At 46.1% G+C, this 20,126-nt stretch carries 21 protein-coding genes and 3 pseudogenes; 7 read left to right on the plus strand and 17 right to left on the minus strand.

Annotated features, from left to right (window positions below; translation table 11 throughout):
- The first annotated feature begins 11 nt into the window (after nt 1-11).
- On the plus strand, nt 12-305 hold the full coding sequence (locus U5R06_22525; GenBank protein ID MDZ7725521.1) for a hypothetical protein: 294 nt from the start codon (nt 12-14) through the stop codon (nt 303-305).
- Nucleotides 306-333: 28 nt separating this feature from the next.
- Nucleotides 334-555, plus strand: coding sequence for a 5'-nucleotidase (locus tag U5R06_22530; GenBank protein ID MDZ7725522.1), 222 nt, complete (start codon nt 334-336; stop codon nt 553-555).
- 76 nt (nt 556-631) lie between these two features.
- Here the strand turns inward: U5R06_22530 and U5R06_22535 are convergent, their stop codons facing one another.
- The 3 genes from U5R06_22535 to U5R06_22545 are packed head-to-tail and all read right to left on the minus strand — an operon-like array spanning nt 632 to nt 2,212.
- Entirely contained in the window at nt 632-1,090 is a 459-nt protein-coding gene (locus U5R06_22535) for a GAF domain-containing protein (GenBank protein ID MDZ7725523.1), read from the minus strand.
- A gap of 11 nt (nt 1,091-1,101) precedes the next feature.
- Entirely contained in the window at nt 1,102-1,638 is a 537-nt protein-coding gene (locus tag U5R06_22540) for a hypothetical protein (protein ID MDZ7725524.1), read from the minus strand.
- The gene (locus U5R06_22545) at nt 1,631-2,212 is read right to left on the minus strand and encodes a hypothetical protein (GenBank protein MDZ7725525.1); all 582 of its coding nucleotides are present in this window, start codon (nt 2,210-2,212) and stop codon (nt 1,631-1,633) included. Before U5R06_22545 ends, U5R06_22540 begins: the two co-directional genes overlap by 8 nt.
- 381 nt (nt 2,213-2,593) lie before the next feature.
- On the opposite strand from U5R06_22545, the gene U5R06_22550 reads away from it, so the two are divergent.
- The 4 genes from U5R06_22550 to deoC all read left to right on the plus strand — a co-directional run bounded on the left by U5R06_22550 (nt 2,594) and on the right by deoC (nt 6,435).
- Nucleotides 2,594-2,965, plus strand: a complete 372-nt coding sequence (locus U5R06_22550) for an OsmC family protein (protein ID MDZ7725526.1) — start codon at nt 2,594-2,596, stop codon at nt 2,963-2,965.
- A 139-nt stretch (nt 2,966-3,104) separates the two neighbouring features.
- Entirely contained in the window at nt 3,105-4,154 is a 1,050-nt protein-coding gene (locus tag U5R06_22555) for an aspartate kinase (GenBank protein MDZ7725527.1), read from the plus strand.
- A gap of 137 nt (nt 4,155-4,291) precedes the next feature.
- Nucleotides 4,292-5,653 (plus strand): phosphoglucosamine mutase, encoded by a 1,362-nt coding sequence (gene glmM, locus U5R06_22560; protein ID MDZ7725528.1) that lies wholly within the window; start codon nt 4,292-4,294, stop codon nt 5,651-5,653.
- 143 nt (nt 5,654-5,796) lie between these two features.
- On the plus strand, nt 5,797-6,435 hold the full coding sequence (deoC, locus tag U5R06_22565; protein MDZ7725529.1) for a deoxyribose-phosphate aldolase: 639 nt from the start codon (nt 5,797-5,799) through the stop codon (nt 6,433-6,435).
- Here the strand turns inward: deoC and U5R06_22570 are convergent.
- Both U5R06_22570 and U5R06_22575 read right to left on the minus strand, forming a co-directional pair.
- A complete protein-coding gene (locus tag U5R06_22570) occupies nt 6,432-6,965 on the minus strand; it encodes a DNA gyrase C-terminal beta-propeller domain-containing protein (protein MDZ7725530.1) in 534 nt (177 codons plus the stop codon). The genes deoC and U5R06_22570 overlap by 4 nt on opposite strands.
- A 12-nt stretch (nt 6,966-6,977) precedes the next feature.
- Nucleotides 6,978-7,094 (minus strand): annotated as a pseudogene (locus U5R06_22575) (hypothetical protein).
- A 27-nt stretch (nt 7,095-7,121) separates the two neighbouring features.
- Here U5R06_22575 and U5R06_22580 point away from each other — a divergent pair.
- Entirely contained in the window at nt 7,122-7,310 is a 189-nt protein-coding gene (locus U5R06_22580) for a hypothetical protein (GenBank protein MDZ7725531.1), read from the plus strand.
- A 3-nt stretch (nt 7,311-7,313) separates the two neighbouring features.
- On the opposite strand, the gene U5R06_22585 is transcribed toward U5R06_22580, so the two are convergent.
- The 12 genes and pseudogenes from U5R06_22585 to crtI form a co-directional block, all read right to left on the minus strand.
- Nucleotides 7,314-7,451, minus strand: a complete 138-nt coding sequence (locus tag U5R06_22585) for a hypothetical protein (GenBank protein ID MDZ7725532.1) — start codon at nt 7,449-7,451, stop codon at nt 7,314-7,316.
- Nucleotides 7,452-7,566: 115 nt separating this feature from the next.
- Nucleotides 7,567-8,899: pseudogene (locus tag U5R06_22590) on the minus strand (DNA topoisomerase (ATP-hydrolyzing)).
- 6 nt (nt 8,900-8,905) lie between these two features.
- Nucleotides 8,906-10,824 (minus strand): annotated as a pseudogene (gene gyrB, locus U5R06_22595) (DNA topoisomerase (ATP-hydrolyzing) subunit B).
- A gap of 12 nt (nt 10,825-10,836) precedes the next feature.
- The gene (locus U5R06_22600) at nt 10,837-11,124 is read right to left on the minus strand and encodes a DUF721 domain-containing protein (GenBank protein ID MDZ7725533.1); all 288 of its coding nucleotides are present in this window, start codon (nt 11,122-11,124) and stop codon (nt 10,837-10,839) included.
- Nucleotides 11,121-11,759 carry a hypothetical protein gene (locus tag U5R06_22605; GenBank protein ID MDZ7725534.1) on the minus strand — a complete coding sequence of 213 codons (639 nt, stop codon included), beginning with the start codon at nt 11,757-11,759 and terminating at the stop codon, nt 11,121-11,123. The genes U5R06_22600 and U5R06_22605 overlap by 4 nt, the downstream gene beginning before the upstream one ends.
- 497 nt (nt 11,760-12,256) lie before the next feature.
- Nucleotides 12,257-12,871 carry a hypothetical protein gene (locus U5R06_22610; protein ID MDZ7725535.1) on the minus strand — a complete coding sequence of 205 codons (615 nt, stop codon included), beginning with the start codon at nt 12,869-12,871 and terminating at the stop codon, nt 12,257-12,259.
- Nucleotides 12,787-13,404, minus strand: coding sequence for a hypothetical protein (locus tag U5R06_22615; GenBank protein MDZ7725536.1), 618 nt, complete (start codon nt 13,402-13,404; stop codon nt 12,787-12,789). Before U5R06_22615 ends, U5R06_22610 begins: the two co-directional genes overlap by 85 nt.
- Before the next feature lie 127 nt (nt 13,405-13,531).
- Nucleotides 13,532-14,872, minus strand: coding sequence for a chromosomal replication initiator protein DnaA (dnaA, locus tag U5R06_22620; protein ID MDZ7725537.1), 1,341 nt, complete (start codon nt 14,870-14,872; stop codon nt 13,532-13,534).
- A 376-nt stretch (nt 14,873-15,248) separates the two neighbouring features.
- Nucleotides 15,249-15,899, minus strand: a complete 651-nt coding sequence (locus U5R06_22625) for a carotenoid biosynthesis protein (protein ID MDZ7725538.1) — start codon at nt 15,897-15,899, stop codon at nt 15,249-15,251.
- Nucleotides 15,896-17,017, minus strand: coding sequence for a glycosyltransferase (locus tag U5R06_22630; GenBank protein MDZ7725539.1), 1,122 nt, complete (start codon nt 17,015-17,017; stop codon nt 15,896-15,898). Before U5R06_22630 ends, U5R06_22625 begins: the two co-directional genes overlap by 4 nt.
- A 2-nt stretch (nt 17,018-17,019) precedes the next feature.
- The gene (locus tag U5R06_22635; protein ID MDZ7725540.1) at nt 17,020-18,642 is read right to left on the minus strand and encodes a squalene/phytoene synthase family protein; all 1,623 of its coding nucleotides are present in this window, start codon (nt 18,640-18,642) and stop codon (nt 17,020-17,022) included.
- Entirely contained in the window at nt 18,639-20,120 is a 1,482-nt protein-coding gene (crtI, locus tag U5R06_22640) for a phytoene desaturase family protein (GenBank protein MDZ7725541.1), read from the minus strand. Before crtI ends, U5R06_22635 begins: the two co-directional genes overlap by 4 nt.
- Nucleotides 20,121-20,126 lie beyond the last annotated feature (6 nt).

The raw sequence follows: 20,126 nt of genomic DNA on the forward strand, positions 1-20,126 counted from the left end.
CCTTTTTATTTATGAAATCATTAATTTTAGTGTTTTTGCTGGCGTACTCATCTCATCTGTTTTCTTCTGTTACTCTACTTTATTTCAATGATGCTCACGACATTCAGCCGGTTGTCGATGCTTTTGGCGAACGCGGTGGATTGGCGCGCCTGAAAACATGTATCGATTCTGTAAAGTCTGAATACCCCAATGCATGGGTTCTGTTCGGCGGCGATTGCGCAGGGGGTACTTTATTCGGAGCCCTCTATCAGGGAAAGCCGATCGTTCGCGCGATGAATGAAAAACCGGTTTTCAATAAAATCTGATTCAATAATTGCTGTGCTTTCAACGGATTTGCCCCATGCTCATACGGTTGCCAATGAAACGGTGCTGGCAAATTTCATTACCGATTCGTTCGGGCATTATTTTAATTCGGATTTTGCCTTTATGCATTCGGGTGGAATTCGCGCCGCTTTATCCAAAGGTTCTGTTTCATTTAATGATATTCTTGCTGTGCTGCCGTTCGGGAATTCGGTTGTTCACGTTTCCATGAGAGGAAAAATATCACAGATATGATTAAACAGGGACTATCGGATATAGAAACATCGAATAGCCGGGTGTTACAGATATCCAGAGGACTATTACATCAAAATTAAAGGATTTCCTTCAATAAAGCGGCAATTTGTTCGAGGAATGTTTGATCTGTTTCATCGAATGCCGCCAATTTATCACTATCCACATCCAACACCGCTTTGATCTCACCTGATGCGGTGTAAAGCGGCACCACAATTTCGGATTTGGACCGTGAATCGCAGGCAATATGACCCGGAAATTGTTCAACATCCCGCACAAGGACTGTTCCTTTTTGTTTCACGCTTTCCGCGCATACTCCTTTGTCGATTGATAATATAACACAGGCGGGCGGTCCCTGAAACGGTCCCAACAGCAGATGATCACCCCTGTAATAATAAATACCTACCCAAAAATAATCTGATAAAAATTCTTTTAGAATCGCGCATGTGTTAGCCAGCGTTGCTGTTTCATCCTGATGCCGTAAAACCTGCGCCCGGATGCGTTTAATCGCCCACTTGTAAGCCTCGGTTTTATTCATAATGCTCCCGTTCAATTCAAATGTATCAGTTTTTCGATGGAATCCGCGGTTACCACCCGATAAGCTGGTTTGTTCATCTTTCGATATGCCTCGCTATGATGGCGAGGCGGATAATTGTCCTTACGTGCCTGTCTAAAGTATTGCCTGAGTGAACCGGAATGAAAGAGTCTGCGGTTTCGGCAGATTTGAAGCGTGCCGTCTAATACGGCTTCAAACTGTTCTGCAGAGCCTTTGATTGTGTGGGCAGACCTGTACAAAGCCGCCCAGAGTTTATCAATATCAATACCGGCCAGTTTTGCCGGAAACAAATTAACACGCACAATTGTTTTATCAATCGATACCGGTTCTATTAAAAATTCATTTTGGGTTTTAGGCAGAGCCGCCCATTCCTTTTTTAAAACACTCTCCGCATGGCCGGGTTCATCCAGTAGATGTGAAGGTCCAAATACACCCTGGTATAATAGTTTATAAAGGTCAGGCGGCATGACACAGGAATGCATGCGCATGTGGATATCTATTATATCGAACAAACGTCGCTGATCAACCATTCGTTGCGCTCCAACCGTTATTAATGATCATTTCCATCCAGTAGGCGAGATAACGCCAGGACCCGAATGGGGCATAATAGTCCTGAACTTCGGCAGCGGTCGGTTTGTATCCAAAATGCACTTTTTGCATATATGATAACACAAAACTGTCTACCGCAATGTCCTGAAACGATCCGTACAAGGCCAATAAATAATTTGCTGTGACAGGTCCGATTCCGCTGAAACTGGTAAAGTAAGAACGCAGTTCATCACTGCTTAATAATCCCTTTTCTGCCTGTTTTGCCTGAACTTGTCCATTGACAAAACGCTGACAGCAGTCCATTATATATCTGCTTCTGTATCCCACCCGACCGGTTTCTCTGAGAAAGGATTCTCCCTTTTCAAGCAGGGTTCGGGGTGATGGAAAAGCATGAAATGAATTCTCGACAACAGGACCGGCCGATGCGATGTTATTGATCATTTTGACCGCTTGCGTCCATTGTACATTCGTGCCGCATAGACTTTTAATAATGTCCTCATACAGCGATTCAGACCGCAGCAGATGCCCTAACCCCAGTTTTCTAACAGGTTTCAATACGTTATGTGACTCACATTGTGAATAAAATGCGGAAAAGTCCAGTTTGAGGTTGAATATGTATTCAAACTTTCCACGAATACAGTTTTTCTCATCTGTGGAGAGATTTCTATTAACTGAAAATTTCAGGACTGTCGTAGATACCTCCCTGCTGATTTGACGGATATCAATTTTAACAGGTGAATCCAGAAAAGTGACCCAGGAAAATAGTTTTAAAGAGTCATCCCAATAATGCAGATCAGCTGATACCAGCCATGCGATTTGAGAGTGTTTTCCAGGTCAAATGGTTTTAGAATACGGTGTTCAAAGGTCATCAGAGTGTTTGAATCTTTTTCGGTGGTCGTGCATCTAAATTATGACATTAAATATAAGGAGAACAGAATGAATCTCAAAGTAAAATTTCCGGGCGGTCTCAAAGTTGATGCAGACTATGGCCCGTTTACTATAGAAACCGACCAAAAAGGCAGTGCGCCGCCTCCGTTTGCTCTGTTTTTGGCATCAATTGGGACTTGTGCCGGTATTTATGTGTTAAATTTCTGTAAAAGCCGAAAATTATCCATTGAAGGACTTGAAATCGATCAAAGTATGCAAACAGACCCTGTTACTCGTCTGATTAAAACTGTAACACTGGATATTAAACTTCCCAAAGAATTTCCGGAAAAATATAAATCTGCAATCATACGTTCTGCTGAACAATGTGCGGTTAAAAAACATCTTGTAACTCCTCCGCAATTCAACATTGTAACCTCTTGATTAAAAAACAGATGATGCACGGCATCCATTGATCGGCAACATTGGCATCATCTGTTTTTCTTCTTTGACTTGTCTTTTCGGTTGACAATATCTTCTGTTTTGCTTATTTTTAGAAAAAATAATATGTTTCGAGATATTGATGACGGAAAAACATCCCCTTATTGTACAAAAATACGGCGGCAGTTCACTGGCAACCTCTGATCATGTCATGCGCGTGGCCCGGCATATTGTGGAACGCAAGAAAGCCGGATGTGATCTGGTTGTGGTTGCGTCTGCAATGGGAAAAACCACGGATAACCTGATCAAGCTGGCGCATGAGATGAACCCAAACCCGGATTTGCGCGAGATGGATATGTTGCTTTCCGTGGGTGAACAAATTTCAATATCCGCATTGTCTTTGGCGGTACAGTATTTGGGTTACAAGGCCAAAAGTTTTACAGGTTCCCAGATCGGTATTTATACAGATGCCCGTCACAGCCGGGGGAGAATTCAAAGTATCAATCCAGAAAAAATTAAAACGGCGCTGTCTGATGATTATATTGTAATTGTCGCCGGCTTTCAGGGGTGTACACAAGAAGGTGAAATCACCACACTGGGACGAGGCGGTTCGGATACCACAGCCGTTGCCCTCGCTGCAGTGCTTGATGCTGAATATTGCGAAATCATGTCCGATATTGATGGGATCTACAATGCAGACCCCAAAAAGGTAATGGCCGCCAGGCGGATGGACCGGATCGATTATGATCAGGCGCTGGAGATGGCCTCAGCTGGTGCCAAAATGCTGCATAAACATTCCGTTGAGTTTGCCAAAGAACATGGAATCAAGTTATCGCTGGGTTCTTCCCGATCCGGCAGGATCGGAACCATCGTCAGTGATACTGGACTGGCCCAGGGCAGTATTACAGGTGTGGTATCGGACGACGATATTGCCTTGATCCGTTTTGCCCTGAACCGCAATGATGCTCTCGAACTGCCCGCCTTTTTTTCAAAGGAACGGATTTTATTGAAACTGTGGCAGTCTGTTCAGGGACTCGGAATGATCGGCGTCAGTCGGGGAGACACCAATTTGGTGGTTCGCGCGATTCAGGAAAAAACCACGAATGTCGGTGTTGAAGAAAACTGGGCGCTCTTATCCCTTGTCGGAATCCGGAATTGGCGCCGGATCCCCAAACGCGGAACAGTTTTTTAATGTGCTACAGGAGCTGAATATTGATTATTGTGCTGTCGTTTCTTCTGAATTGTCACTCAAAGTGCTGTGTCCGCTGGACCGTATCAAAGTAGCTGTTCAAAAAATACATTATTCACTTTGTCAATCATGAGGTTGTCTTGAAAAATTTAATGATATCTGTGTCCGGTGTCCGTGGTATTGTGGGTGAAGGTTTGACACCGGAGGTGGCGTTGCGATTTTCCCAGGCCTATGCAAGTGAGTTTGGCCCGGGAAAAATAGTGGTGGCTCGCGATTCCCGGGTAACCGGCCCTATGCTCATGCATGCAGTCTGGTCAGGATTAATGGCTGTGGGATGTGATGTGGTAGATATTGGACTTGCCACAACCCCGACCGCCGAGCTGGTCGTGGAGCGGCCGGATATGGCCGGCGGTTTAATCCTGACGGCCAGTCATAATCCCCGCCAATGGAATGCGCTCAAAATGCTTGGATCAGACGGGATGTTTATATCCGCTGAAAAAGGCGAAAAAATTGTCCAGCGTATTCAGGATAACTCGTATGATTTTGCGGACTGGGATAAAATGGGTCATTTGATTCCGTTTAACACTGCCGCACAAGACCATATCAGTTCTATTCTCGACCTGTCGCTGGTTGACACGAAAAAAATAAAAGAAAAAAAATTTAAACTGGTGGTGGACTGCTGCAATGGAGCGGGCGGAGTCATATTGCCTGAATTTCTGCACACCCTGGGATGCGATGTTGTTTTTTTAAACCGGGAGCCAAACGGCTGGTTTCCGCGTGAGCCTGAACCGGTTCCTGCGAATCTTGGAGATCTTTGCCAGGCTGTGAAGAAACACCAGGCTGATCTGGGATGTGCTGTGGATCCCGATGTGGACCGGCTTGCTTTGGTCTCCGAAGAGGGGGTGCCGTTGGGTGAAGAGTATACCCTGGCTCTGGTCTCGGCATTTGTTATGAGCCGCCAAAAAGGCGATGTGGTCGTAAATGCATCCACCACCCGGGCTATTGATGATGTGGTCAAAGAATACGGCGGACGCGTGCACCGCACACCGGTAGGGGAATATCACGTGGCCACTAAAGCCAAACAAATCGGCGCTGTTCTTGCCGGTGAAGGTAACGGGGGTGTCATGCTGCCCGAACTGCATCTCGGACGCGATGCTCTGGTGGGTATTGCTCTCATACTGCAGTATCTGGCTGATCAAAACAAGCCGGTATCTGAATTAAGCCAGGCCATCCCTCAATATGCCATGGTTAAAGACAAGTTAACCCTGGACTTTGAAGTCGATGCTAAAGCTATTGTCAGCTTGTTTGATAAAGCGCATAGCAAAGACGAGAAAACAACCATAGACGGAGTCAAACTGTTATTCCGCGATTCCTGGGTTCATGTGCGGGCGTCCAATACCGAGCCGATTATTCGGGTGATTGCCGAAGCGCCATCCGAAGACCAGGCGCGCGATATTGTTAATGATATGAAAAAAGAGATGCAAATGTTATCCAAACAATGATGCCATAATACAATCGACAGAGTCAAGAGGCCAAAATGGAACCGTTTAAAAGAGCCATAGACACAGCGTGGCACGAATATAAAACATCGGAACAATTGTTTGTTGAATTTGATGATCAGGTGACCTCAGAACAGCTGGCACCTATGATTGATCATACCCTGTTAAAGCCGTACTCGGTCAGATCAGAGATTGAAAAACTGTGCCGGGAAGCGGCAGAGTATAAATTCGCGTCTGTATGTGTTAATCCTTACTGGGTTTCTTTTTGCGCCTCAAAACTGACAGGCTCGGGCCTTCCGGTCTGTTCGGTCGTTGGGTTCCCGCTGGGAGCAAATACAACCGAGACCAAAAGCCGCGAAGCCCAGCAGGCTGTTCTGGATGGCGCAGAAGAAATCGATACGGTTATGAATATTGGCGCTTTCAAGGAGGGGCTGTATAGTGTGGTTCATGATGATATAGCCCAGGTTGTTGACGCTTCAGAACCTGCGCATGTCAAGGTCATTATAGAAACATGTTTTCTTTCGGATTATGAAAAGGTAGCGGCGTGTGTGCTGGCCCAGACAGCCGGGGCGCATTTTGTCAAAACGTCCACCGGTTTCGGTGAAAAAGGCGCGGTCGCTCATGATGTGGCGTTGATGCGCCGGGTGGTGGGGCATCAACTGGGCGTTAAAGCTGCAGGCGGTATCCGCTCCTATCAGGATGCCGTGGACATGATACAGGCCGGCGCCAACCGACTCGGCGCCAGCGCCGGTATTGAGATTGTTTCCGGCGCTGTTTCGCGCTAAACCTGTTTATCCTGAAACTTGTCCTCCGGCTTTTGAATGGCGCGTACAATTTCGTCGGTTTTACTAATGTTCACCATTGCCTCTCCCTGGGTGGCCCGTCCCATTATTGAGATCCCTTTGGCGCGCTGACGCTTCACTTTTCCTTTTTGGGTGATAAACAGCACCGTATCCTGATTTTGTACTTCAACAACAGCCGCCAGTTTTCCAACTTTATCCGAAAGCTTGTAGGTAATAATCCCTTTGCCGCCGCGATGAATCGGCCGGTATTCCGAGAGTTCACTGCGTTTGCCGTACCCAAGATTGGTTACGGTCAATAGCTTGCCGTTCTTCTTTTCCAGAGCAATCAGGGATATCACCCGGTCACTGGAACCCAGGGTAATGCCGCGTACTCCGGAAGCCGTCAATCCCATATCCCGGACATTTTCTTCAGAGAAACGAATGGACATGCCCTCGCGTGTTGCCATAATCACGTCCTGCTTGCCACTGGTCAATCGCGCTCCGATCACATAATCCTTATCCTTGAGGGTCATAATGTTAATCCCGCCTTCCCTGGCGACCGACAGGGCTTCCAGTTTCAGCCGTTTGATCTGTCCGTTTGCCGAAGCCAGGGTTAAAAAGTGTTTTTCCTCGAAGGAACCGAGCTCAAAAATTGAAATAATCTTTCGCCCTTTGCGGGCTGCAGCAGTTTGACAATTGAGCTCCCGTCATTCCCGTTTGCCAGCGGCGACGTAGCTTGTACGCAGGGGATGAGCTATGCCGCGGCTGGTGGTGACAACAACAGGAATCATGACCTGTCGGCTGACAGGCAGGTAAACTGTGTTGAAGAATCTTTTGCCGGAGAAGCGGATGAAAAACTCTTGTCACTTTCCAGTTAATCATTACCAGAAACTGAAGCGTTTGATGGTTCCGCTGTGAGATATGGTCACGATTTGCTTGTTTTCCTGAATCAATTCTTTTAGATCGGTTTCTTGCGCGATTTCCCCGACGTTAATCGACAAAGTTGCGCCGACTGCCATTTATCCAGGTTTCTTTTAGTTTGTTCGGTTCATTCTCGCGATCGTCTGCCGAGTACGCGAAGATTTGCTGCCCGGCGACGCCTTCCGATCGCTGCAATGGTTTTCGATCGTTCCGGTATTCTTCCTCTATCTTTTTACGCTCCAGACCGGTCAGTCGCTGAAGACGCATTTCCAGGATCGCCTGCGCCTGGATTTCCGAAAGTTTGAACCGCGATATCAAGTTTTTGCGTGCACTGTTGACCGAACGCGATTTTTTGATAATTTCCACCACTTCATCAATATTGTCCAGGGCGATGATATAGCCCTCCAGAATATGCGCGCGCTGTTCCGCTTTGTCCAGTTCAAACTGGGTGCGGCGGAGCACGATGTCGTGACGGAAATCAATAAAATGGCTCAGCACTTCTTTCATATTCAGCAATTTCGGCTGTCCGTCCACCAGCGCCAGCATGATCACGCCGAATGTGGTTTGCATTTGCGAGCGTTTGTACAGCTTTTTGAGGATACCGCTTCAGCCAAGAGCCTCCTTAGCGCAGTTCAAAGACCACCCGCATTCCTTCCCGGTCAGATTCGTCGCGAATCTCGGTTATTCCTTCGATTTTTTTATCGCGCACAAACGCGGCGATTTTTTCCTGCAAGGCTGCTTTATTGACCTGGTAGGGCAATTCGGTTACCACGATGCGTTTACGCCCGGCGCGCATGTCTTCAATATGCGCCCGCGCTCTTACGGTCAGTTTACCCCGGCCAGTGGCAAAGTATTCTTTGATCTGTTTGTCATCTGTAACAATGCCTCCGGTTGGAAAATCCGGGCCCTTTACGTATTTCAAGAGCGATTCAGGCTTGATCGTGGGTCTTGAGATCAAGGCATTGATGGCATCCACCACTTCTCCCAGATTGTGCGGCGGAATATTGGTGGCCATACCCACGGCAATACCTGATCCGCCATTAATCAGAAGATTGGGGAGCAGAGCCGGCAGCACAGACGGTTCTTTCAAGGTTTCATCGAAATTGGGTGTAAAATCAACCGTATTCTTTTCAAGGTCCCGAAGCACCTCCATGGCAATGGGGGCCATACGGGCTTCGGTGTATCGCATGGCTGCAGCGGAATCGCCGTCGACTGATCCAAAGTTACCCTGTCCATCAACCAGCGGATAACGCATGGAAAAGTCCTGGGCCAGCCGCACCATCGTGTCGTATACCGCACTGTCACCGTGAGGATGATATTTTCCCAAAACCTCTCCCACAATACGGGCGCTTTTCTTATAAGCGGAATTTGGATTTAACCCCAGTTCCGACATGCCGTAAAGCACCCGACGGTGCACCGGCTTCATACCATCGCGTATATCCGGAAGGGCGCGTGATACAATAACGGACATTGAATAATCAATGTACGATTTTTTCATTTCCTCTTCGATCAGAACCGGAATAATTTTACTTTTGTCTTCTGCCATGATAGTTTAAACGTCCAGGTTTTGTACGTACTTTGCGTCTTTCTTCTATGAATTTTCGCCGCGGTTCTACCTTGTTCACGCCCATTAATTTTGAAAAGATATGATCCGCCTCAAACGCTTCTTCAATGGTCACCTGCAGCAGGATGCGGTAATCAGGGTTCATGGTGGTTTCCCAGAGCTGTGAGGGATTCATTTCTCCCAGACCTTTATAACGCTGCAGCTCGATTTTATCTTTATTATTTTTCAGTAATTCAATACGTTCATCTTCATCAAAAATGTAGCGGTATTCTTTACCCCTCTTCATGCGGTACAGCGGCGGCTGTGCGATATAAAGATGTCCCTGTTCAATGATCTCGCGCATGTGACGGAAAAAGAAAGTCAGCAATAGTGTTCGGATATGGCTTCCGTCCACATCGGCATCCGTCATAATGATGACTTTATCGTACCGGCGTTTTTCAATATCAAAATCTTTGCCGCTGATTCCGGTACCCAGTGTCTGGACCAGGGCGCGGATTTCTTCATTGGCCAGCATTTTGTCAATTCTGGCTTTTTCCACATTTAGAATTTTACCCCGCAGAGGTAAAATCGCCTGAAATCTGCGATCGCGACCCTGTTTGGCGCTGCCGCCCGCAGAGTCACCCTCAACGATAAACAGTTCGGTTCGCTCATTCTCTTTCAGAGAGCAATCCGCCAGTTTACCGGGCAACCCCTCGCTTTCCAGAGCGCTTTTACGCCGGGTCAGTTCTTTGGCCTTGCGCGCTGCTTCACGTGACCGGGCCGCAGACCTGCTTTTTTCAATAATCCGCTTGGCCTGCGCCATATTTTTTTCAAGCTCTTTGATCAATGCCTCATTGACGATGGACTGGCGAGCGATACCGCGAACTTTGCGGCCTGTTCCCCAGTTTGGTTTTGGTCTGACCTTCGATACTGGGTACTGGATGTTTGACACTCACCACAGCGGTTAATCCTTCGCGCACATCCTCTCCGGTCAAAGAGTTCTCATTGGCTTTTAACAGTTTGTTGCGGGTGGCAAAATTGTTCAGTGTTCGCGTGAGAGCGGTTTTGAATCCAATGAGGTGACTGCCGCCTTCAATCGTGTTGATATTGTTCACATAGGAATAAATATTTTCCGAATAAGAATCGGTGTAAGAGATGGCGATCTCGACCGGGATATTTTCTTTTTCATCGGAAAAATAGAGAGGTCTGCGCAAAAGGCTGGTGCGGTTTTGATCCAAATAATCAATAAAAGAGATCAGGCCGCCTTTATAGTGAAAGACTTCTTCTTTTTCCGTATTGTCATCCCTGATTGTGATCTTGATATTTTGATTGAGAAACGCCAGTTCACGGAGCCGTTCGGAAAGCAAACTAAAACTAAATTTGATCTTTTTAAAGATCTCTTTGTCCGGCAGAAAACAGATTTTGGTGCCGCTGGTTTTGCGTTTTCCGGTCACTTTGACATCGGTGATCGGTACACCGCGTTCGTACTCCTGACGGTAGACCTTCCCGTCCCTGGAAACTTCCGCCCACATCCATTCAGACGAGAGCGTTGACAACGGAAATTCCCGCACGGTGTGAACCGCCGGAGACTTTGTCGGATTTTTTGTACGAATTTTCCCGCCGGCAGTGCAGAACCCGTTCATGACGATTTCCAGCGCGGATTCGCTGTTCTGCGGATGGGTGTTGACCGGAATGCCGCGCCCATTATCTTTTACGGTAATACTGCCGTCTTTATTCAGATTGACTTGAATGGAATCACAATGGCCTGCCAAAGCCTCGTCAATGCTGTTATCTACGGCTTCGTAAACCAGATGATGTAAGCCGCGAGTGGAAACATCGCCGATATACATGGCGGGACGTTTGCGAACCGCTTCCAGGCCTTTCAGGACCTGTATATTACTGGCGTGGTGTTGCTCTTTCTCTGTCATGTTTTACTCAAGTTAGTGAAAGCGAATATCCTTGATTATTCCATTGCCGTATTTCTCATTGATGCGTTTTAAAATCGTGTGTTTCTGAAACAGCAATTCTGTTCTCCAGGTTGTACTCTTGACCCGTACGTATAAAATCGAGTTATCAATCCGTTCTGCCTGGGTCACATTGGACACGGACTGACCGACAATGTCCGGCCAGTCCTGTATGATGCGATGCTGTTTGATCTTGCTGTCCATGCCCATGTCTTTGAACATGCTTTCCAGCGTCTCGCCAATGTGTTTCGGCCCTTTTTTCATTGCTTTGACACCACACCGTTTTCAACAAAGTAAACGCCCGACTCTTCTGCTTCGGACGATGTAAACAGTTTTTTGTAATCCAGGGATGTGCCGGTTACAAACACCTGGCTTTTGTCCTTAAAAAGACTCATCACCTGTCCCGCCCGGTCGTTATCCAGCTCGGCGTACAGATCATCCAGGAGTATGATCGGAGGCGTGCCGGACGCTCTATGCAAAAAACGGCTTTCCGCCGCCTTTAAACTTACCAGGACACTCTTGTGTTCACCCCGGGATCCGTATCGCCGGATGTCCCGTGATCCGATGTAAAATACAAATTCATCCCGATGGGGACCGGCAAGCGATGTCCCGCGCCACTTTTCCTTGCCTGAAATATCGGCAAGTTTTTGTTCAAGACAAATTTTTGCTGTTTCCGGAGCATCGCAGGCGACATTGGGCATATATTCGATACGTAAAGGATCGGGTTGACTGCTGACTTGGGTATAATTCGCTTTCAATATTTCGTTCATATCGTTGACCATGGCCCATCTGGCCTGCATTAGTTTTGCTCCCCATTGTATCAGCTGTGTATTCCAGGCCTCAAGCTGAGTCTGGTTTTTCGTATTGCCTACGGCAATTTCACTGAGAATTAAAGTCACTGGACAGAACCCGTTCGTATTGTTTTAAATCATCGAGATACCGGGTTGAACTCTGGGAGAGCAATATATTGAAATAACGCCGCCGGAACGAGGGAGAACCGTCGGTAATGGTATAATCATCCACGTTCAAAATAACAATCGGAAATTGCCGAATCGTTTGAAACGGGTTAATCCGTTTTCGTCCAATTTTGCTTGTGTTTTCCTTCTTGTTTATGATAACGAATGCCAATATGGTGAGACAAATTGGTCTTTCGCACAAAGTCACCCTCTACAAAGTATTCAGTCCCCTCGAAAGGTACACACTCGTAATCTTCCTTGGTGCGAAAACTTTTTGTAAAACACAGCAAGTAGATCGTTTCGATCAGATTTGTCTTTCCTTGTGCATTGTCTCCAAAAATAAAGTTCCGGGTCGGATGAATGTCAAGCCGGGTTTCCCGTAAATTACGGAAATTGTGAATCTTTAGAGAGCGAAGAAGCATTTTACATTATACCGGAACCTATTCGGTTTCTTCGGGTTCCTGTTCATTGATGCGGATCGGCATCAGCAACATCGTGATATCCTCTTCATCTGAAACATCCGCAGGTCTCAGGATCCCGGCGCTGCCACTATCTTTGAGTTCAAACACGATCTCTTTGGTGTCAATATGCCGCAAAACATCCATCAAATAGGCTGAATTGTACGCGATCTGAAGCCAATCCGAATTAAATTGCGATGGCATCACTTCTTTTCCTTCAGCGCCGATTTCAATATCTTCGGAATGAATGGTCACCTGGTCATTGGTGATGGATAAACGCACCTGATTGGTTAGAGAGTTGGTAAAGATAGAAATACGTCGCAAAGTTGAGATCAGCAAATCGCGGTCAACCTGGAGGTACTTGTCATTATTCTGCGGAAGCACCCGTTCGTAATTGGGATAGGTTCCGTTGATGAGTTTTGAGTGAATGACCGCATTCGTCAACTTAAATACAATATGATCCTCACCGATTTGAACCGCAACATCCTCTTCGCTGTTGAGGTTGCGTGTCATCAGATTGAGTGCTTTGGTCGGAACAATGACTTTGACCTGGGTGTCATCCGGAGCCTGAAATTTTTTATAAACGACTTTGGACATTCGGTGGCCATCTGTACCCACAAAGGTAATATCCATCGAGTCGATTCTCGACATTGATACCGGGTGAGCGCAGGACGAAGTTCATCAGTCGAGAACAGCAAAAAATGGTCTTTTGCAGTCAGCCTGTTGAGAATATTGCCGTTGATCTTGAACTCTTGCTCGCTTTCTTCAATGTTAATATGCGGAAAATCTTCTTTTGGCTGTGTCGATATTTTGTACTCACCCATTTCCGTTTTAAGGAGAATTTTTTCGCCGTCAATGGAGGACACGTTGATCGGTATATCCGGGAGTTCCTTGACAATTTCCTGAAGCATTTTGGCTGGTATGGCCACAACGCCGCCTTCTTCAGCATCGACCTGCAGCGTATGGGTTACAGATATCTCAAGATCAGTTCCTGCTGCAACTCGGTTTTGTCCTCTTTCCCAGTCCGTTAATATACAAGTTAAAATCCCAATTGTGGTTTTTTGCGGAACCACTCCGACCACTTTATGCAGAGCATTATTCAGGTCGGTTCTGGAGATTGTAAAATTCATATTCTCCTCCTCAACAGTTACAAGCGATGCTGCGGGGTTGAGCAGCATAAAATTTAATATAAAAAATAGGAAAAACTTTTAAATATTTCAAGTATTTACTCACATTAAAATCACTTTTTCAAAATAATTACAACTGTGATATTTCTATTTTATTTTTGATATTTTCCACGTGTTCGCGAATGGTTCTGTCCTCATTGATCAGTTTTTCCATCGCATTAACCGCGTGAATAACCGTGCTGTGATCCCGGCCGCCAAAGTGCAGTCCAATTGTCTTTAGAGAATTATCGGTCATGGTTTTGCAAAGGTACATAGCCATCTGCCGCGCCTGAGCAATTTCCTTTTTGCGCGTTTTGGCGCGCAGCATATCGTCGGGAAAATCAAAATACTCTGCAATCATTTTCTGGATGTACTCCACACTGATGGCCTTGGCTTTGGGAATACACACGTCCTTGAGCAGCCGTTTGGCCAATTCCAGAGAAATATCCTCATCATTCAGGGACGAGTAGGCCAAAAGCCGGATCAAAGCCCCTTCCAGTTCACGGATGTTCGATGTAATGTGGGTTGCAATGAACTGATAAATATCCGGAGGAAGATCCAGCCCGTTCTCTTCTGCTTTTTTCTGAAGAATTGCCTGACGTGTTTCAAGATCGGGCTGCTGGATATCAACAACCAATCCCCATTGAAAACGCGAATACTGAACGCTCTCAATCCCTTTAAGTTCCTTGTAATGATCCGAAGATAATACAATTTGTTTGCCTTTCTGGTGCAGTGTATTGAAGGTGTGAAAGAATTCTTCCTGGGTACGCTCCTTGTTGCTGAAAAACTGAATATCATCGACAATCAAAAGGTCAACGTTGCGATACAGACCACTGAATTCGGTGGTTTTGTTTTTTTGGATCGAGTTGATAAAATCCATAGTAAACCGTTCGCTGTCCGCATACATTACACGTTTGACCGCACCATTCTGGTTGCTGAGGTTGCCGATGGCATGAATCAAATGCGTTTTGCCCAGTCCTACGCCTCCATAAATAACCAACGGATTAAATGTGGTTTTGCCCGGCGAATCTCCCACGGTCATGGCGGCTGCCTTTGCAAATTTATTGCATTCCCCCTCGACAAAATTATCAAATATAAACCGGTTGTTGAGATTTGTCTGGTCCTGGTTCTGCACGTTTTGATTTTTTTTCAAAGAGGGCAGCTGCACATTCTGTGTCGCCGAGTCCATGATGACGGAATAGACAAGCTTTGCATCGGGGCCAATGGTTGCCTGAAGCGCTTCGTTGATCTCTTTGTTGTAATGTGATTCCAGCCATTCGAAAAACTGACTGGGAACCTGGATGGTGATCGTGTTGCCTTCTACTCTGGCGGCCTTGATCGGCTTGAACCATGTAGCATAGGCATTGGCGCTTATCTTTTCCTTGATCATTGAAAGTATATTTTCCCATATTTGTTCTGTTTCTACCTGCATAAATACCTTTCACAGTTTATAAAATACTTTCGTTCCCCCGAAAAACGGGACTTTTTTTTATTGTTATCAACATATAGTGTGTAGCGTTGGGTGAATACTAAAAAGCTGAGAAGCTAAAGTTATCCACAATTTAAACAGCGTTTTTATATGTAATACGGAAAAATTTTTTGTTTTAATTGCAATAAAAACAATGTTTAAAAAGTGTCTATAATAAAGTTATCCACATCCCGGTGTTTACCGGGAAGAAAGTTATCTGAACCTGTATTAAGGATTTTTTGCTTATCCACAAGTTCTTGTTTAGCGTTCCTCCTGTACTAATTTAATAAAGGCTTTTCAAATTTCAAGGTATAAAAACAAAAATATCAAAAAAAATTTTCTACCCTTTCAACATGACCAGAATGAAATATAGCAGCTGTGACAGATAGACGTGAATAATAATTTGCGAGTTGTTTGCTTCAACGGCTTTGATTTTTTTCCCAAAAAGCATTAACAAATAACCGATCAGGAACCAGGCCGCATAATTTTGTATTGGGATGCCGTTTTCCCAGACCCAATAGTTGAGTTGTCCGGCCGGGGATTCCATAAAGAAATCAAACACCACCATAAATATCGCTGTCAATATCGGGTACCATCGTGCCTTGTCCGTCACACGCTGGGCCAGCACGAGGGAGCTCAATTCCATATTCAACCAGGCAAATCCAATGGCAATAGGCACCCCTCCGATTTGCGGTTTTAATGTGGTCCCGTATTGATACTCACCAAATATCCATCCTGTGTTGACTCCCACCCATTCTATAAAAATACCGGTTGCTATAATTGCCAGAGACCAGATTGCGATACGAAGCTTGTTGGAGCTGTGACGCCAATATTCATAAAATACGATGATCGACAACAAGATCAGCAGAGGTGAAGCCATCAGACGCATCTCGTTTTGAAAGCGTCCGAGGATATTCCATATGCCTCCGGTGATCATGAGAAAATAGATCGCAAGAATGATGATCCATGTATACCTTTTTTGTTTTGTCATGACTGATCCTTTGAAAATTCAACAGTCCGTCCCTTCCATTGAATACTGCCGGTATGATAACGTATACATGAATGAACGGCAATGGCCATGACCGAGACAATTCCCAGCGGATTCAAAAGAGTGCTGGCGCCGAAGGGATGTTTAAATTTTAATGCAAGCACGCCTCGCTGCAGTATAGCTATCCCAATAGCTGACAGAGCCAAAAGATAAAAATCCTGAAACCACACCAGAATCCAGGGGGCGAGGTACACGCTGAACAGCAGGACTAAAAACAGGATCAACCCTGCAAAATGATACCCCATCAGTCCGTACACATTTTTTGAAAACCCAAGCCACACTTCCTGCCAGGAATGATACATGTGTCCATACACAGCGCCGCTACCGGCGGCGGTCAGTATTTTTTCTCCTTTCTGTTTGGCACGGCGCGCCAGTTCTGTATCTTCCACAATGTGTGATTTCACTGTAATATGCCCGCCGATGCGCTCATATCCCCGGCGCGAAAACGCCAGCCATTGACCGTTTGCCGCCGCCATTGAAGTAAAATCCAATAGATACGTAAATCTCAGAACAAGAAAACTGTAAACAAACATATCGATGACCGGTATGACCAGCTTTTCTCCCAGAGTTTGCGTCGTTTGCTGGGGAAAAGCAGAGAACAAACTCAATTGCAGCCGCTGCATCCAGCCCAGCGTACGGCTGACGGCAAACGACTCGTAAAAGTTATCCGCATCTGTAAAGATAAAAAACTCACCGTTGGCCTGTTTTGACAGCTGATGACACGCCCAGTTTTTCCCGGTCCAGCCGACGGGCAAATCTTTTCCCGGAATGACCGTAATGCTCGGATGCGCGATCTTGTATATCTCTTCAAGCGTGCCATCTGTAGAATGGTCATTCAGTACAAGAATTTCCAGATTCGGATAATCCTGCTGAACCAGGGATAACAGGCAGCGCCCGATGTTGTCGCGTTCGTTGCGAACCGGGATGCATATGGACACCAGTGGTTTGGCCGGGGGAGCCGGTCCCCGTCGGACCAGGGGGGCGGTGAGCACATTGATCAGTGTAATCAAAACAAAGAATGAAAGCATGGCGAGGATGATATAAAGATAGATTGTGATCATCGCTAATTCCTTTGACGCGATCCTGAATGCCGTTCGTTAATGGATGGCTTGCCGTGGATCAGGATATGATTTTGTATCCCCGATTCGATTTTATGCTGCATTCGGTTTAACAATTCGCAATGCTGTGTTTGAAGGTCAGACAATGCCGGAAAAGAGCCGGCTGTGATTGAAAAGGGGGCTCCAAACTCTATAAAAACATCCGGATATTGATGTTGTGTAAACTCGCACCGGATCCCGCATTGACAAATCTGCAACGGTCGGTTCAGTTTTTTTAGCAGCAGCTGAATACCGCGTTTGTACGTCAGGTCTTGAGATGACCAGGGCAGCAGCTCGCCCTGGGGGAAAATGCAGACCATCGGCGGCTCTGATAAATTAAGCAGTGACAGAGTATATTTTATCGACTGCAGTGTCCCGGTAACACGTTCCGGATTGATTGAATAAGCTCCGACATGCTTGAAAAACGGATTTTCGCAAAGCTGGGATTCCAGCATCATGACATAAAGCATACGGTTGTACAGATGCTGATTTAAAAGGTAGATAAAAAAACCGTCCCACCAGGTGCTGTGATTGGGAAGCACAAGCACAGGCTGATCCTTTTGAAAAACAGGAGCTGTGTTCAGCAGCTGCATACTGTGAAAATGTTTGCAAAACAGGCGGTTCAGATAATACTTAAAGATCAGATGAGCCTGCCTGCGAGTGTTCTCGTTTTGATCATATTCGATTTGCGGTTTATGTCGTTCGGTCATGAGACGATAGGGGGTTTTAAGCTTTTCACAAAGCAATATCCAGAGTTTCTTACGAAGCGATACATAGACCCGTTCTGTAAACGGATTGAACTGGTTTTCTTGTATTTTTGACAAGATACCTCTGTATATTTCAGCTGCTGCATAAATAGCAAATCTTGAAGACCGATGCAGCATCGGGATACCGGCTTTAGATTGTTCATAATATTGATGCGCCCGTTTCACCTGAAATTGCATCAAACGCTGCATTGAATCATTCATATCTTCCTGGATGATGGTTTCATCCGTGAGCCCGAACGCCTTGAGCTCCTCCTGTGGCAGGTATATACGTCCCAGTTCTTTATCTTCCTTGATGTCGCGCAGAATATTGGTCAGCTGCAGGGCAATGCCGAGTTTTTCCGCATAATGAAATGCGGAATCAGTGTTGTACCCAAGCACAAAAGTCATCATGATCCCCACAACACCGGCCACGCGGTAGCAGTATTCATATAAATCATCAAATGTTGCATACCGGGTATGGGATATATCCATGGATATGCCGTCCAACAGACTGAGCGGATATTCTTTGGGAATTCCGAAATGCCTGGCCACGATGATGTAGGCGGAAACAGCGGGGTGTTCCGATTGCCCCGTACGGTAGGCAAGGTTCACTTCATCGTACAGGTGATTAATTTCATTGAGGATTTCATGTTTTTCCCGGTATCTGATGCGGTCACTCAGATTATCCGCGTATCGGCAGAATCCGTACAGACCAAATGTTGCCCATTGCACGCGTCGCGGCAGCATGCGGGTGGATAAATAAAAGCTTTTTGAATGCTCCCGCGTCATCACCTTGGTGTAAACAAAAGACGAGCGGCTATGTCTGTCTATGGCAAGTTTCATATATTCAAATCCTGAACAATGAGACTTTCTGTTGTTTCAGCTGTCATCATCACACCGGGAAGACCGGCCCCCGGATGCGTGCTCGCCCCCACCAGATATAGCCGATCCACATCTTCGCTGCGGTTGTGCGGACGGAAAATGGCAGTTTGCATGAGCCTGGGCTCCACTTCCCAGGCGCTGCCGTACGTATTATTGTTCTTTTGTTCAAAATCTCTGGGGGTGAATACCCGGCTTGTCTCTATATTGGATCTGAAATCGGTTAACCCGAATGATTCTTCAAGATATTTCAAAATACTGTTTTTATACAATTCCGCCTGCTGCGACCAGTCAATATCCGCCTGTAAATTGGCAACCGGACTCAGTATATACATACTCTCACAACCCTCGGGCGCCATACTGTCATCAGTGCGTGAAGGCACGTAAAGGTACAGGGAAAAATCATCCGGCAATATCTTTCGGTCAAAAATATCACGCACCAGTTCCTTGTAGCGATGTGAAAGAACCAAAGTATGATGTTTGAGTTTATCGTACTTTTTGCGCACACCTAAAAAAATCAAAAAGGCGCTCATGGAATAGTCGATGCGGTCTAAACGTTTATTATTCCATTTTCGTCGATATTGGGGGGCGATCAGTGTCCGGTAAGTGTGAATAAAGTCGGCGTTCGAGACCACGGCATCGGTTTCAAAGACATTCCCCTGAACCTGAACCCCCGCCGCCGCTCCGTTTTTGACGACAATCTGTTCGACCGGGGACTGCACATGAATCTCTCCTCCCAGATCGCTAAAGAGATCCCGAAGCGCTGATATAAACGTATACATTCCTCCTTTTGTATACCAGACACCGCCGGTTTTTTCCAGATAGGGGATCATTTGGTACACGGCCGGCGCCCGGAACGGGCTGCCGCCGATGAATAGGGGGTGAAATGAAAAAGTAAATCGGCTGTTCTGATGATGAAAATAACGTTTGGTGAATGAAAAAGACGGTAAAAGGGCGCCCAGTTTCAAAGCGCGCGGCGCAAATCCCATCATCGAGCTCCAGTTCATAAACGGTTTGGAACCCAATTTTTCACCAATCACGGCATCATGAATTTTTTTCGAAGCCAACATAAATCGATCATACGCTTCGGCATCACGCGTATCAAATTGGGCGAGTTGTTGTTTCATTTTTTCATGATCGGAGGTATAGTCAAGGTGGCGGCCGTCATGGAAATAGATCCTGTAAAACGGATCCAGTGCAATTAAATCCAGATAATCCCGCATGTCCCGGCCAGCTGCTTTATAAAGGTCCCGGATCATTTCTGGGGCGGTGATCAGGGTCGGGCCCATGTCGAATGTATATCCGTTTTCTTTGAACGGATAGGCATGACCGCCTACCTGTTCGTTCTTTTCAAAAAGTTTTACCTGAAATCCTTTGGCCTGCAATCGAATACCCAGTGACAAACCTGCGATTCCGGATCCGATAATTGCGATTGTTTTCATTCTTTC

Source organism: candidate division KSB1 bacterium (assembly GCA_034521575.1).
In the GTDB taxonomy this organism is placed as follows: domain Bacteria; phylum Zhuqueibacterota; class Zhuqueibacteria; order Residuimicrobiales; family Krinioviventaceae; genus JAXHMJ01.